Below are 13,794 nucleotides of genomic sequence, written 5' to 3'. Positions count from 1 at the left end.
GTTCGCAGCGGTGTCGCGGTTTTGCCGCGCGATCGAGCGAGGGTCGACATCGACCGATAGTGTTCAGCATTGTCGAACCAAGGTGGAGGAGTACGGCGCGATGGCCAAGAACATCCAGTCGCTGGAGCGGGCGGCGGCGATGCTGCGTCTGCTGGCAGGCGGCGAGCGTCGGCTGGGACTGTCCGACATCGCCTCTTCACTGGGCCTGGCCAAGGGCACCGCACACGGCATCCTGCGCACGCTCCAGCACGAGGGATTCGTCGAGCAGGACGCCGCGTCCGGCCGCTATCAGCTGGGCGCCGAGCTGCTCCGCCTGGGCAACAGCTATCTGGACGTCCACGAGCTGCGGGCCCGCGCGCTGGTCTGGACGGACGACCTGGCCCGCTCCAGCGGCGAGAGCACCCATCTCGGCGTGCTGCACCAGCAGGGCGTCCTCATCGTCCACCACGTGTTCCGCCCCGACGACAGCCGGCAGGTCCTGGAGGTCGGGGCCATGCAGCCGCTGCACTCCACAGCTCTGGGCAAGGTGCTCTCGGCGTACGACCCGGTGGCGCACACCGAGGCCCTGGAGGCCGAGCGGCAGCCCTTCACCCCGCGCACCGTCACCGACGCGCAGGAGTTCGAGGCGATGCTCGACCTGATCCGGGCGCGCGGCTGGGCGGCCGACGTGGAGGAGACCTGGGAGGGCGTGGCCGCGGTGGCCGCCCCGATCCACGACCGGCGGCGGATGCCGGTCGGCGCGGTGGCCGTGACCGGTGCCGTGGAACGGGTCTGCGCGGACGGGGAGCTGCGTCCGGAGCTGATCGCCGCGGTGCGCGACTGCGCGCGGGCGGTCTCCAGGGACCTGGGCGCCGGACGGTTCTGACCACTGCGGCGGACCGTGCCGGTAACGATCGAGTTATAGGCCACACAACTCTTGACGCCTGATTCACCTGGGGGAAGCATTGCCGTTCACCGGTCGGCATTGTCGAACACCAAACGGAAACAAGCGTTAGGGTGTGACAGCGCCAAGGGCCGGAAAACGCCCTCACACGAGGGCGCGGACCACCGGAGGGACCCGGGGTTCGGCTTCCCTGGACGAAGGACAAAGGAGTCGCGGGTGTCCAGCTCCGACATCTTCATCGGCGAGACCATAGGTACCGCCGTGCTCATCCTGCTCGGCGGCGGTGTCTGTGCCGCCGTCACTCTCAAGCGCTCCAAGGCGCAGAACGCCGGCTGGCTGGCCATCACCTTCGGGTGGGGTTTCGCCGTGCTGACCGGCGCGTATCTGGCCGGCGGCGTTTCGGGCGCGCATCTCAATCCGGCGGTCACGATCGGCCTCGCGATCAAGGGCGGCACCGAGTGGAGCGACGTACCGCTGTACCTCGGCTCCCAGCTGTTCGGCGCGATGATCGGCGCGGTGCTGGTCTGGCTGACGTACTACGGACAGTTCCGGGCGCATCTCACCGATCCGGAGATCCTGGCCGCCCACACGGGTGAAGAGGGCATGGTCGACAAGGCCTCCGCCCCGAAGGCCGGCCCGGTCCTGGGCATCTTCTCCACCGGCCCCGAGATCCGCCACGCCGTGCAGAACCTGGTCACGGAGATCATCGCCACCGTCGTGCTCGTCCTGGCGATACTCACCCAGGGCCTCAACAACGGCGGCGACGGTCTGGGCACGCTCGGCGCGCTGATCACCGCTCTGGTGGTCGTCGGTATCGGTCTCTCGCTCGGCGGCCCGACGGGCTACGCGATCAACCCGGTCCGCGACCTCGGCCCGCGTATCGTGCACGCGCTGCTGCCGTTGCCGAACAAGGGCGGTTCCGACTGGGGCTACGCGTGGATCCCGGTCGCCGGACCGCTCATCGGCGGCGCGATCGCGGGCGGGCTCTACAACGTCGCCTTCGCCTGAGCCGCGGGGCCCAGAGCCGTAACCCTCACGACCACACAGACCTCCGGGAGCACACCGTGACCGACGCACACACCACCGGCCCGTTCATCGCGGCCATCGACCAGGGCACCACCTCCAGCCGCTGCATCGTCTTCGACAAGGACGGCCGGATCGTCTCCGTCGACCAGAAGGAGCACGAACAGATCTTCCCGAAGCCGGGCTGGGTCGAGCACAACGCGACCGAGATCTGGGAGAACGTCCAGGAGGTCGTGGCCGGCGCCATCGTCAAGGCCGGCATCACCGCCGCCGACGTGAAGGCGATCGGCATCACCAACCAGCGTGAGACCACGCTGCTCTGGGACAAGAACACCGGTGAGCCCGTCCACAACGCCCTCGTCTGGCAGGACACCCGGACGGACGCGCTCTGCAAGGAGCTCGGCCGCAACGTCGGCCAGGACCGCTTCCGCCGCGAGACCGGTCTGCCGCTGGCCTCGTACTTCGCCGGCCCCAAGGTCCGCTGGCTGCTCGACAACGTCGAGGGGCTGCGCGAGCGCGCCGAGCGCGGCGACATCCTCTTCGGCACCATGGACTCCTGGGTCATCTGGAACCTGACCGGCGGCACCGACGGCGGCGTCCATGTCACCGACGTCACCAACGCCTCGCGCACGCTCCTGATGAACCTGCACGAGATGCAGTGGGACGAGCGGATCCTCCACTCGATGGAGATCCCGGCCGCGGTGCTCCCCGAGATCCGCTCCTCCGCCGAGGTGTACGGGAACGCCAAGGGCGGCGTGCTCGACGGGGTCCCCGTGGCGTCCGCGCTCGGTGACCAGCAGGCGGCCCTCTTCGGCCAGACCTGCTTCTCCGAGGGCGAGGCCAAGTCCACGTACGGCACCGGCACCTTCATGCTGATGAACACCGGTGAGACACCCGTCAACTCGTACAACGGACTGCTGACGACCGTCGGGTACCGGATCGGCGACCAGAAGCCGGTCTACGCCCTGGAGGGCTCCATCGCCGTCACCGGTTCGCTGGTGCAGTGGATGCGCGACCAGATGGGCCTGATCAAGTCGGCGGCCGAGATCGAGACCCTGGCGCTGTCGGTCGAGGACAACGGCGGCGCGTACTTCGTGCCCGCGTTCTCGGGCCTGTTCGCCCCGTACTGGCGCTCCGACGCCCGCGGCGTCATCGCCGGTCTGACCCGGTACGTCACCAAGGCGCACATCGCCCGTGCCGTCCTGGAGGCCACCGCCTGGCAGACCCGCGAGATCACCGACGCCATGACCAAGGACTCGGGGGTCGAGCTGACCGCCCTCAAGGTCGACGGCGGCATGACCTCCAACAACCTGCTGATGCAGACGCTCGCCGACTTCCTGGACGCACCCGTGGTGCGGCCGATGGTCGCCGAGACGACCTGCCTCGGCGCCGCCTACGCCGCCGGCCTCGCCGTCGGCTTCTGGCCGGACACCGACGCGCTGCGCGCCAACTGGCGCCGGGCCGCCGAGTGGACCCCCCGCATGGACGCGGACACCCGCGACCGCGAGTACAAGAGCTGGCTCAAGGCCGTGGAACGGACCATGGGCTGGATCGAAGACGAGGAGTAATCGACATGACCACCCTGCAGAGCGTCCCGGCCCTCGGGACCCACCCGGCCTCCGGCTCCCTCCCGAGCCGTGCCGAGACCCGGGAACAGCTGTCCAAGGCGGCGTACGACCTCCTGGTGATCGGTGGCGGCATTCTGGGCATCTCCACCGCCTGGCACGCCGCGCAGTCCGGGCTGCGGGTGGCCCTGGTGGACGCCGGCGACTTCGCCGGCGCCACCTCCTCCGCCTCCTCCAAGCTGCTCCACGGCGGTCTGCGCTACCTGCAGACCGGCGCGGTGAAGCTGGTCGCGGAGAACCACTTCGAGCGGCGCGCGGTGTCCCGTGAGGTCGCCCCGCACCTCGCCAATCCGCTCACCTTCTACCTGCCCGTCTACAAGGGCGGGCCGCACGGCGCGGCCAAGCTCGGCGCGGGCGTGTTCGCGTACTCGGCGCTCTCCGCGTTCGGCGACGGGGTCGGGCACGTCATCAGCCCGGCGCGGGCCCGGCGCGACGTGCCCGAGCTGCGTACCGACAACCTGAAGGCCGTCGCGGTCTACGGCGACGACCAGATGAACGACGCCCGGATGGCGCTGATGACCGTGCGCGCGGCCGTCGAAGCGGGTGCGGTCGTCCTCAACCACGCGGCGGTGACCGGGCTGCGGTTCACCAAGGGCCGGGTGACCGGCGCCGACCTCCAGGACCGCACGGACGGCACGGAGTTCGGCGTCAACGCCCGGCTGGTGCTGAACGCCACCGGGCCGTGGGTCGACCACCTGCGCAGGATGGAGAACCCGGACGCGGCGCCCTCCATACGCCTGTCCAAGGGCGCGCACCTCGTACTGAAGCGCACCCGCCCGTGGAAGGCCGCGCTGGCCACCCCGATCGACAAGTACCGCATCACCTTCGCCCTGCCGTGGGAGGACATGCTGCTCCTCGGCACGACGGACGAGGAGTACGAGGGCGATCCCGCGGATGTCGCGGTCACCGAGAAGGACACCGCGCAGATCCTCGACGAGGCGGCGTTCTCCATCCGGGACCAGCAGCTGTCACGCGATCTGATCACCTACTCCTTCGCCGGGCTGCGGGTGCTGCCCGGCGGCCCCGGCGACACCTCCAAGGCCAAGCGCGAGACGGTCGTCACCGAGGGCCGCGGCGGGATGCTGTCGGTCGCGGGCGGCAAGTGGACGACGTTCCGCCACATCGGCCGTACGGTGATGAACAAGCTGGCCGCGCTCCCCGGGCACCCGCTCGCCGAGGACATGGAGCCGATCGCGCACCTGCCGAAGAAGCTCCCGCTGCCCGGCATCGCCAACCCGAACGCGGTGGCGCACCGGCTGCTGGTCGACGGCGGCACGCCCGGCCCGCGGATGGCGGCCGACACCGCCCGGCATCTCGCCACCCACTACGGCTCGCTCTCCTTCGACATCGCCCGGATGGCGAACGAGAACCCGGCCCTGGCCGAGCGCATCCACCCGGACGCGCCGGAGATCTGGGCGCAGGTCGCCTACGCCCGGGACCACGAGTGGGCCGAGACGGCGGACGACGTGCTGCGCCGCCGCACCACGCTGACGATCCGGGGCCTGGCGACGGACGAGATCCGGGCCGGCGTCGAGTCGATGCTCGGCGACCGGGGCTGACGGGTCCTGACACGCGCCGAGGGGCGGCTCCCGCGCGGGAGGCGCCCCCCGGCGCGTGTTTCCGGGGCGCCCCGGTCCGGTGAACGCGCCATACGGCCGCCATACAGGCGCAATACGGGGCGAGGACAGTTGAGCCATGAAGTTCTCCGTGCTCTCCCTCATCGGCCACGCCCCGCACCCGCTCGACCACGACTCCCCTTCCCCGCCGAACGGTTCGAGGAAGTGATCGAAACCGGTGTCGTCGCGGAACGGCTGGGATTCGACGCCTACGCGATCGGCGAACGGCACGCCGGTCCCTTCCTCTCCTCCAGCCCGAGCGTGGTGCTCGGCGCGCCGGCGGCCCGTACCTCCACCATCCGGCTGCTGACCGGTGTCACGGTCGTCGCGATCCTCGATCCGGTGCGGGTGGCCGAGGACTTCGCGACGCTCGACCAGATCTCCAGGGGCCGCATCGAGCTCGTCGTCGGAAAGGGCGCGGAGGCCGGTCACTTCGGCCTCTTCGGGCTCGACGAGGAGCGGCAGTGGGACCTCCAGCGGGAGAAGCAGACCGAGACGCTCCAGCGGTTCGCGGAGGAGATCGCTCCGGTGGTACGCCGCGAGGCGCCGTCCACGCTCTGGGACTGACCCGGCGGACGTCCGCCGGGCCCGCACCCGGGACGGCCTGTGGCAGACCTCGCTCATCCGGCTCATCCGACCCGCATAATGAAGGGATACATCGGATGTCTGATTCCACTCCGGATCCAGGAGGACCGTCATGGCTGTCACCGACGAGGCGATCGAGAAGATCAAGGGAATGATCGTCTCGGGTGCGCTGCGCCCCGGCGACCGGCTCCCCAAGGAGAGCGAGCTCGCGGCGGAGCTCGGGCTCTCCCGCAACTCGCTCCGCGAGGCGGTGCGGGCCCTTTCGCTGATCCGCATCCTCGATGTGCGCCAGGGCGACGGCACGTATGTGACCAGCCTCGATCCGCAGCTGCTGCTGGAGGCGCTGAGTTTCGTGGTGGACTTCCACCGCGACGACACCGTGCTGGAGTTCCTCGCGGTCCGCAGGATCCTGGAGCCCGCCGCGACGGCGATGGCGGCCACCCGGATCAGCGAGGCCCAACTGGATTTGCTCAGCTCGCAGTTGGACGCACTGGGGGCGCAGCCCTCGGTGGAGGAGCTGGTCGCCTGTGATCTGGAGTTCCACCGCGGCATCGTGCAGTCGTCCGGGAACTCGGTGCTCTGCTCGCTGCTCGACGGGCTGTCGGGGCCGACGACCCGGGCGCGGGTCTGGCGCGGGCTGACGCAGGAGGACGCGGTCACCCGCACGCTCCACGAGCACCGGGCGATCGTGTCGGCGCTGCGGGACCGGGACGCGGAGGCTGCGCGGGCGTGGGCGACGGTGCATGTGGCGAGCGTGGAGCAGTGGTTGCGGTCGACGCTGTGACGCGGTCCGGGGCGGCCCCGGGGCTCGCCCCGGACCCCGGTCCTCAAACGCCGGACGGGCTGGATCTGCCCCGTCCGGCGTTCGGGAAGCGGGCCTCAGTCCTGCTTCTCGCCGCTCGCGAAGCGGGAGATGACCAGGGCGACGATGATGATCGCGCCGTTGAGGAACTGGTTCCACAGCGCCGGAACACCGCCGAGGGTCATCACATTGACCACCAGCTGGAGCGTCAGCACACCGGTCAGCGCGCCGAACAGGGTGCCGCGACCGCCCTTGAGGCTGATGCCGCCGATGACCGCCGCGGCGAACACCTGGAAGATCCAGCCGTTGCCCTGGGTCGCCGCGACCGATCCGTAGTGGCCGGTGTAGAGGATGCCCGCGAAGGCCGCCAGCAGGCCGCCGATGGCCAGCACGATCCAGGTGACCCGGTCCACCCTGATGCCCGCGGCGCGCGCCGCCTCCGGGTTGCCGCCGATGGCGTACAGCGATCGCCCGTGGCGCAGCCAGGCCAGCGCGGCGCCGCCGACGGCGAACAGGGCCAGGCAGATCCAGACGGCGGCCGGTGCGCCGAGCCACTCGCTCTTGCCGAGGTAGCGGAAGGACTCCGGGACGTCGGTGATGGACTTGCCCTCGGTGATCCCGATGTGGAGGCCGCGCAGCATGGTGAGCATGCCGAGTGTGGCGATGAAGCCGTTGACCCTCAGCTTCAGCATCAGGAAGCCGTTGACCGCGCCGATGGCGAGGCCCACCAGCAGGCAGAGCGGGATCGCCGACCAGGTGGGCAGCAGGCCGAGGCCCGCGAAGCGGCCGCCCTCGGAGGGCAGCACCAGCCACATCGCGACGACCGGCGCGATGCCGATCGTCGACTCCAGGGACAGGTCCATCCGCCCGCAGATCAGGATCAGCGCCTGGCCCAGCACCAGCAGGCTCAGCTCGGAGGACTGCTGGACGACACTGATCAGGTTTTCGGAGGTCAGGAACACCGGCGAGACGATGAACCCGATCAGCATCAGCACCAGGATCACCGGTACGAGCGAGAAGTCGCTCCATCTGATCAGCTTCAGCCGGTCCAGCGGCCTCTCGCCGGCCGGGGAGCCCTTCGGCCCGCTGTCGATGCCGTCGGCCGCCAGGGGCCGTACCGTGCCGGTCATTCCCTCTCCCCCACACCTTCCATGGCGGCGACGAGCTCCCCGTCGTTCCACCCGCTTGCGAATGTCGCGACCACGCGTCCGTGGAACAGGGCGAGCACCCGGTCGCAGACCCGCAGATCGTCCAGCTCGTCCGAGATGATCACTGCGGCGTTCCCCTCGTCGGCGACCCGTCGCACGACTCCGAGCAGCGAGTCCTTGGACTTGATGTCCACGCCCGCGGTGGGCCGGACGGCCACCAGCACGCTCGGCTCGCGGGCCAGCGCGCGGGCGACCACCACCTTCTGCTGGTTGCCGCCGGAGAGTCCGGAGACGGGCTGTTCGGGCCCCTGTGTCTTGATGTCCAGCGAGGCGATCACCGAGCGCGCGAACTCCCTGGTACGGGAGGGCAGTACGGTCCCCCACGGGCCGAGCTGGTCGGTGACCGTGAGGGTGGCGTTCTCGGCGACGCTGCGTTCCAGGACGAGGCCCTGGTCGTGCCGGTCCTCGGGGATGTAGCCGATCCCGGCGTCCAGCGCGTGCGGCACGCTGCCGGAGCGCACGGCCCTGCCGTGCACGCGAACCGTGCCGCCGCCCGCCTTCCGCATGCCGGCCAGGGTCTCGCCCAGGGCCGTGTTGCCGCTGGCGGCGGAGCCGGCGAGGCCGAGCACCTCGCCGGGGCGGACCTCCAGGTCCAGTGGTTCGAACTGGCCCTGGACGGTGAGCCCTTCGGTACGCAGCACGGGTTCGGCCGACTCGTCCGGTGCCGCGGCACCGTCACCGCCCGCGTGCCAGGCGGTGGCGCCGGCGGACTGCTCGCCGGTCATCGCCGCCACCAGCTCCGCCTTGGCGATGTCGGCGACCGGGGCGGTCAGCACATGGCGGGCGTCGCGGTAGACGGTGACCGCCGTGCACAGTTCGTACACCTCCTGCAGATGGTGGGAGATGAAGAGGAACGCCACTCCCTGGGCCTGCAGTTCGCGCAGCTTGCCGAAGAGCCGTCCGATGCCCCGGGCGTCGAGCTGGGCGGTCGGCTCGTCGAGCACGATCAGCCGGGCACCGAAGGACAGCGCCCGGGCGATCTCGACGAACTGCCGCTGCTCGACGGCGAGGTCGCGCGCCCGGGTGCTGGGATCGACCTGGACGCCGTAGTCGGCCAGCAGCCGCTCGGCGCGTCTGCGGAGCCTGCCCCAGCTGATCCAGCGGGCGTTGTCGTCGAAGCGGTTGAGGAAGAGGTTCTCCGCGACGGTCAGGTCCGGGACGACCATGGACTTCTGGTAGACACAGGCGATCCTGGACTGCCAGGCCGCGGTGTCACCGAAGGCGGGCGCGGGCTCCCCGCCGAAGGCGACCGTGCCCGCGTCCGCCTTGTGGAGTCCGGTCAGAACACTGACCAGCGTCGACTTGCCCGCGCCGTTGCGCCCGACCAGGGCGTGGGACTCGCCCGGCTGCACGGTGAGCCGGACCCCGTCGAGCGCCACGGTGGGCCCGAAGCGTTTGACAACGCCTTCCGCCTGTACGGCAGGTGGTGCCTGGTCCATGGCTAGCTCTTCTTCTCCAGCTGGTTGGCCCACAGCTTCGGGTCGTCGACGTTGTCCTTGGTCACCAGCGGCGAGGGGAGCTGGTCCTCGAAGCCGTTCGGGATCTTGATGATGTTGGAGTCGTGGTCGGTGGGGCCTTCCTTGAAGGTCTTGCCGTCCAGGGCCGCCTTGGCGTAGTACAGCGCGTACTTCGCGTACAGGTCGGCGGGCTGGGAGATCGTCGCGTCGATCTTTCCGGCCTTGATGGCGTCGAACTCCTCGGGAATGCCGTCGTTGGAGATGATCGTGATGTGCCCCGGCGTACCGGCCGGCTTCAGCAGCTCCTTCTGCTCCAGGAGGGCGAGGGTGGGCTGCAGGAAGACACCGCCGGCCTGCATGTAGATGCCGTTGATGTCGGGGTTGGCGGCCAGGGTGGCCTGGAGCTTGGCGGAGGCGACGTCGCCCTTCCAGTCGGTGGCCAGCTCGAAGACCTTGATGCCGGGGAAGTCCTTGTCCATGCAGGCCTTGAACGCCTCGGACCGGTCGCGGCCGTTGATCGAGGAGAGGTCGCCCTGGAACTCGACGACCTTGCCCTTGCCCTTCAGCTGCTCGCCGAGGTACTTGCAGGCGTTGGTGCCGTACGCCTTGTTGTCGGCGCGCACCACCATGTAGATGTCGCCCTTGTCGGGGCGGGTGTCGACGCTGACGACCGGGATCTTCTTCTCGTTCAGCATGTTGAGCGACTCGGCGATCGCGCCGGTGTCCTGCGGTGCCATCACGACGGCCTTGGCGCCCTGGTCGGTGAAGGTCTGGACGTTGGCGACCAGCTTGCCGATGTCGTTCTGGGAGTTGGTCAGCGGCAGCGCCTTGACCTCGCCCTCCTCGACGCCCTTCTCCACGTAGTTCTGGTACGAGTTCCAGAAGTCGCTGTCGCTGCGCGGCAGGTCGATCCCCACCTTCCCGCCGCCCGCTCCGTCGTCGGTCGACTCGCGGTTGCAGCCCGCGAGGGCGGTGACTGCCAGCAGTACGGCGCAGGCCGCCGCACTCGTCGTACGCACTCTCATTGGTGTCCCGTCCTTTGTGAGTACCGGCTCGGAGCTCTGTCGGCAAAGCGGAGGTGCATCGTGCGCGGGGGTGCGGCCCCATGACGCGGCTAGGACCGCTCCCCCGGTCAGCTCTCGGCGGGGCGCAGGCGCAGCCCCTGCATGCCGCCGTCGACGGCCAGGGCCGTGCCGGTGACCGAGGCGGCGGCGGGGCTCGCGAGGTAGACGATCGCGGCGGCGACCTCGTCGGCCGACACCAGTCGTCCCAGCGGCTGGCGGGCGTTGAGCGCGGCCCGCTCGGCGTCCGGGTCGTCGGCCTGGCCGAGGAGCCGGCCGATCCACGGGGTGTCCGCGGTGCCGGGGTTCACGCAGTTGACCCGGATTCCCTCGCGGACGTGGTCGGCGGCCATCGCCAGGGTCAACGAGAGGACCGCACCCTTGCTCGCGCTGTACAGGGCGCGCTGCGGCAGCCCGGCGGTGGCCGCGATGGAGCAGGTCTGGGTGATCGAGACGGCGCCGGGGCGGTCGGCCGCGGCGCGCCGCAGATGGGGCAGGGCGTGCCGGGCGGTGCGGACCATGCCGAGGACGTTGATGTCCAGGACCCGGGTCCACTCGTCGTCGGCGTTGTCCTCGACCGTGCCGATGGAGCCGATGCCCGCGTTGGAGACGACGGTGTGCAGTGCGCCGAGTTCGGCGGCGGCGCGGTCGACCGCCTCGCGCACGGCCTCGTCGTCGGTGACGTCCGCCTTGACGGCGAGGGCGCCCGCGGGGGCGCCGGCGGTCTCCCGGTCCAGTACGGCCACCCGTGCGCCGCGCGCCAGCAGCATGGTCGCGACGGCGGCCCCGATGCCGGAGGCGCCGCCCGTGACCAGGGCGCCCATTCCCTCGAAGTCGCTCGTTGTGGTCATCGGTTGGCCTCCTCGGTGCGGCGGGCCTGCCATACGGCGCCCTCCGGATAGCGGTGTGCGGCGATCGACTCGGGGAGCATCCGGGCGGAGAAGCCCGGGGAGCTCGGCGCGGTGTAGCGGCCGGCCTCGATCACGGTGGGGTCGGCGAAGTGCTCGTGGAGATGGTCGACGTACTCGATCACGCGGTTGTCCCAGCTGCCGGAGACCGCCACGTAGTCGAACATCGAGAGGTGCTGCACCAGCTCGCAGAGTCCTACCCCGCCCGCGTGCGGGCAGACCGGTACGCCGTACTTCGCGGCGAGCAGCAGGATCGCGAGGTTCTCGTTGACGCCCGCGACGCGGGCCGCGTCGATCTGGACGAAGTCGACGGCGCCGGCCTGGAGCAGCTGCTTGAACACGACCCGGTTGGCGACGTGTTCGCCGGTGGCGACCTTGACCGGCTGTCCGGCCCGGACGGCGGCGTGGCCGAGGATGTCGTCGGGGCTGGTCGGCTCCTCGATCCAGTGCGGGTCGTACGGCGCGAGCGCGGTCATCCACTCGACCGCGTCCGTGACGTCCCAGCGCTGGTTGGCGTCGACGGCGATCCGGATGCCGGGGCCGACCGCGTCACGGGCCAGGGCGAGCCTGCGGACGTCGTCGTGGAGGCTGCCGCCGACCTTCAGCTTGATCTGGGTGAAGCCGTCGGCGACCGCTTCCTTGGCCAGCCTGACCAGCTTGTCGTCGCTGTAGCCCAGCCAGCCGGGCGAGGTGGTGTACGCCGGGTATCCCTCGGCGCGCAGCCGTGCGGCGCGCTCGGCCCGGCCCGGTTCGGCGGCCCGCAGGATCGCCAGGGCCTCGTCGGGGGTGAGGGCGTCGCTGAGGTAGCGGAAGTCGACGAGGGAGACGAGTTCCTCGGGCGTCATCCCGGCGAGGAACTCCCAGACGGGTCTGCCCGCCAGCTTGGCCGCCAGGTCCCAGGCGGCGTTGACGACCGCGCCGGCCGCCATGTGCATCACGCCCTTCTCCGGGCCGAGCCAGCGCAGTTGGGAGTCGTGGGTGAGCTCGCGGTGCAGTGCGGCGAGATCGGCCGCGGTGCGGGGCGCCGGGCGCCCCACCAGGTAGGGGCGCAGCGCGTCGATGGCGGCGGCCATCACTTCGTTGCCGCGCCCGATGGTGAAACAGAAGCCATGTCCCTCGATGCCGCCGCTGCCGCTGTCCGGGCCGTCCGTGCGGTCGGGGACATCGGTACGCAGTACGACGTAGGCAGCCGAGTAGTCGGGATCGGGGTTCATGGCGTCCGAGCCGTCCAGTTGTTCCGAGGTCGGGAAACGGATGTCGTGGACCTCGAAATCCGTGACGGTCTGACTCATGTGCGCCCCCAGGGGAATAACATCGGACCTCTGTTCTGGTCATCCGATGTATAGCGCCATCTGCGCGCCAACGTCCAGGGCTTGATCGAAATTTGCCGGACACAGCTCGGATGTATCCATAATCTGATGCCCTGATTCGACCGGTGATGCACCCTCGTGGGCCGGGTTCGCCCGGCTGTGCGCGGAGACTGCGGCACGAGTGGCCGAAAGCCGTAAGGTTGATGGGTACACAAGGGAACTTCGGAAGGAGGCCTGGGTGATCGAGCTCGAGGGGGTTCCCGAGCTGATCGACCCGGTCATGGTGGCCGCGTTCGAGGGGTGGAACGACGCAGGGGACGCCGCCTCCACGGCGGTGGCGCACCTGGACCGGGAGTGGAAGGGGGAGGTGTTCGCGGCGCTGGACGCCGAGGACTACTACGACTTCCAGGTCAACCGGCCGACGCTCTGGCTGGACGGCGGGGTGCGCAAGATCACCTGGCCGACCACCCGGCTATCCGTGGTCCGTGTCGGCGGGGACAAGCCCCGCGATCTCGTCCTGGTCCGCGGTATCGAACCATCCATGCGCTGGCGCTCGTTCTGCAACGAGATCCTGGGCTTCGCCCATGAGCTGGGGGTGGAGATGGTGGTGATCCTGGGCGCCCTGCTCGGCGACACCCCGCACACCCGCCCGGTGCCGGTCAGCGGAGTCACCTCCGACCCGGACCTGGCGCGGACCATGGACCTGGAGGAGACCAGGTACGAGGGACCGACGGGCATCGTCGGCATCCTCCAGGAGGCCTGCACGCACGCGGGCGTGCCCGCGGTGAGCCTGTGGGCGGCGGTGCCGCACTATGTGTCGCAGCCGCCCAACCCGAAGGCCACGCTCGCGCTGCTGAACCGCCTGGAGGACCTCATCGGTCTGCGCATCCCGCTGGGCGAACTGCCTGAGGACGCGCGCGCCTGGCAGCTCGGCGTCGACCAACTGGCCGCCGAGGACAGCGAGGTGGCCGAGTACGTGCAGACGCTGGAGGAGGCCCGGGACACCGCCGAGCTTCCCGAGGCGAGCGGCGAGGCCATCGCCCGGGAGTTCGAGCGCTATCTGCGCCGCAGGGACATCGGTCCGGGCCAGGCCCCTGGCGGGCACGCGACGGAGAGCGGCGACACCTCGTATCTCCGCGACACCTCCAGCGGCCGCACCCGTCCACCGAAGCCGCTGCGCCCCGAGACCGGACCCGGCACACCGCCCGCGGGCGGGCCCGGCCGGAAGCCGACGGGCGGCCGGGAGAGCGACGACTACGGCGACGGCGACGGGCCGCAGGGTTCGTCGGAGGACTCCCCGGAGGACTGACGCTCCC

At 70.4% G+C, this 13,794-nt stretch carries 11 protein-coding genes and 1 pseudogene; 7 read left to right on the top strand and 5 right to left on the bottom strand.

The annotated features are described in order from the left end of the window. Positions 1-100: 100 nt before the first annotated feature. The 6 genes and pseudogenes from BT364_RS07880 to BT364_RS07855 all read left to right on the top strand — a co-directional run bounded on the left by BT364_RS07880 (position 101) and on the right by BT364_RS07855 (position 6,516). Positions 101-865, top strand: coding sequence for an IclR family transcriptional regulator (locus BT364_RS07880; RefSeq protein ID WP_256259628.1), 765 nt, complete (start codon positions 101-103; stop codon positions 863-865). 234 nt (positions 866-1,099) lie between these two features. Beyond that, positions 1,100-1,891: an MIP/aquaporin family protein gene (locus BT364_RS07875; RefSeq protein ID WP_072484392.1), complete on the top strand. Its 792-nt coding sequence runs from the start codon at positions 1,100-1,102 to the stop codon at positions 1,889-1,891. Positions 1,892-1,947: 56 nt separating this feature from the next. Continuing rightward, positions 1,948-3,474 (top strand): glycerol kinase GlpK, encoded by a 1,527-nt coding sequence (gene glpK, locus BT364_RS07870; RefSeq protein WP_072484391.1) that lies wholly within the window; start codon positions 1,948-1,950, stop codon positions 3,472-3,474. 5 nt (positions 3,475-3,479) lie between these two features. After that, positions 3,480-5,090 (top strand): glycerol-3-phosphate dehydrogenase/oxidase, encoded by a 1,611-nt coding sequence (locus tag BT364_RS07865; RefSeq protein WP_072484390.1) that lies wholly within the window; start codon positions 3,480-3,482, stop codon positions 5,088-5,090. 136 nt (positions 5,091-5,226) lie between these two features. Then, positions 5,227-5,666, top strand: a pseudogene (locus tag BT364_RS07860) (LLM class flavin-dependent oxidoreductase); the annotation flags it as partial. Between the two features lie 178 nt (positions 5,667-5,844). Continuing rightward, on the top strand, positions 5,845-6,516 hold the full coding sequence (locus tag BT364_RS07855) for a FadR/GntR family transcriptional regulator (protein ID WP_072484389.1): 672 nt from the start codon (positions 5,845-5,847) through the stop codon (positions 6,514-6,516). Positions 6,517-6,611: 95 nt separating this feature from the next. Here BT364_RS07855 and BT364_RS07850 read toward each other — a convergent pair whose 3' ends face one another. The 5 genes from BT364_RS07850 to BT364_RS07830 form a co-directional block, all read right to left on the bottom strand. After that, the gene (locus BT364_RS07850) at positions 6,612-7,664 is read right to left on the bottom strand and encodes an ABC transporter permease (protein ID WP_072484388.1); all 1,053 of its coding nucleotides are present in this window, start codon (positions 7,662-7,664) and stop codon (positions 6,612-6,614) included. Further along, positions 7,661-9,181 (bottom strand): sugar ABC transporter ATP-binding protein, encoded by a 1,521-nt coding sequence (locus BT364_RS07845; protein WP_072484387.1) that lies wholly within the window; start codon positions 9,179-9,181, stop codon positions 7,661-7,663. The genes BT364_RS07850 and BT364_RS07845 overlap by 4 nt, the downstream gene beginning before the upstream one ends. 2 nt (positions 9,182-9,183) lie before the next feature. Next, a complete protein-coding gene (locus tag BT364_RS07840) occupies positions 9,184-10,224 on the bottom strand; it encodes a sugar ABC transporter substrate-binding protein (RefSeq protein WP_072484386.1) in 1,041 nt (346 codons plus the stop codon). Between the two features lie 107 nt (positions 10,225-10,331). Next, positions 10,332-11,111: an SDR family NAD(P)-dependent oxidoreductase gene (locus BT364_RS07835; protein ID WP_072484385.1), complete on the bottom strand. Its 780-nt coding sequence runs from the start codon at positions 11,109-11,111 to the stop codon at positions 10,332-10,334. After that, entirely contained in the window at positions 11,108-12,460 is a 1,353-nt protein-coding gene (locus BT364_RS07830) for an enolase C-terminal domain-like protein (protein WP_072484384.1), read from the bottom strand. The genes BT364_RS07835 and BT364_RS07830 overlap by 4 nt, the downstream gene beginning before the upstream one ends. Before the next feature lie 256 nt (positions 12,461-12,716). Between BT364_RS07830 and BT364_RS07825 the strand changes: the two genes are divergently transcribed. Then, positions 12,717-13,787, top strand: coding sequence for a PAC2 family protein (locus tag BT364_RS07825; protein WP_072484383.1), 1,071 nt, complete (start codon positions 12,717-12,719; stop codon positions 13,785-13,787). The last annotated feature ends 7 nt before the right edge of the window (positions 13,788-13,794 follow it).

Source organism: Streptomyces atratus (genome assembly GCF_900119365.1).
Taxonomy (GTDB): Bacteria; Actinomycetota; Actinomycetes; order Streptomycetales; family Streptomycetaceae; genus Streptomyces; species Streptomyces atratus_B.
The sequence above is the reverse complement of the archived record's forward strand: the minus strand, read 5'-3'. Positions and strand labels throughout refer to the sequence as shown.

Coding starts and splice junctions, on each gene's coding strand:
- BT364_RS07880 (WP_256259628.1), top strand. CDS start 101: ATGGCCAAGAACATCCAGTCGCTGGAGCGGGCGGCGGCGATGCTGCGT.
- BT364_RS07865 (WP_072484390.1), top strand. CDS start 3,480: ATGACCACCCTGCAGAGCGTCCCGGCCCTCGGGACCCACCCGGCCTCC.
- BT364_RS07855 (WP_072484389.1), top strand. CDS start 5,845: ATGGCTGTCACCGACGAGGCGATCGAGAAGATCAAGGGAATGATCGTC.
- BT364_RS07850 (WP_072484388.1), bottom strand. CDS start 7,664: ATGACCGGCACGGTACGGCCCCTGGCGGCCGACGGCATCGACAGCGGG.
- BT364_RS07845 (WP_072484387.1), bottom strand. CDS start 9,181: ATGGACCAGGCACCACCTGCCGTACAGGCGGAAGGCGTTGTCAAACGC.
- BT364_RS07840 (WP_072484386.1), bottom strand. CDS start 10,224: ATGAGAGTGCGTACGACGAGTGCGGCGGCCTGCGCCGTACTGCTGGCA.
- BT364_RS07835 (WP_072484385.1), bottom strand. CDS start 11,111: ATGACCACAACGAGCGACTTCGAGGGAATGGGCGCCCTGGTCACGGGC.
- BT364_RS07830 (WP_072484384.1), bottom strand. CDS start 12,460: ATGAGTCAGACCGTCACGGATTTCGAGGTCCACGACATCCGTTTCCCG.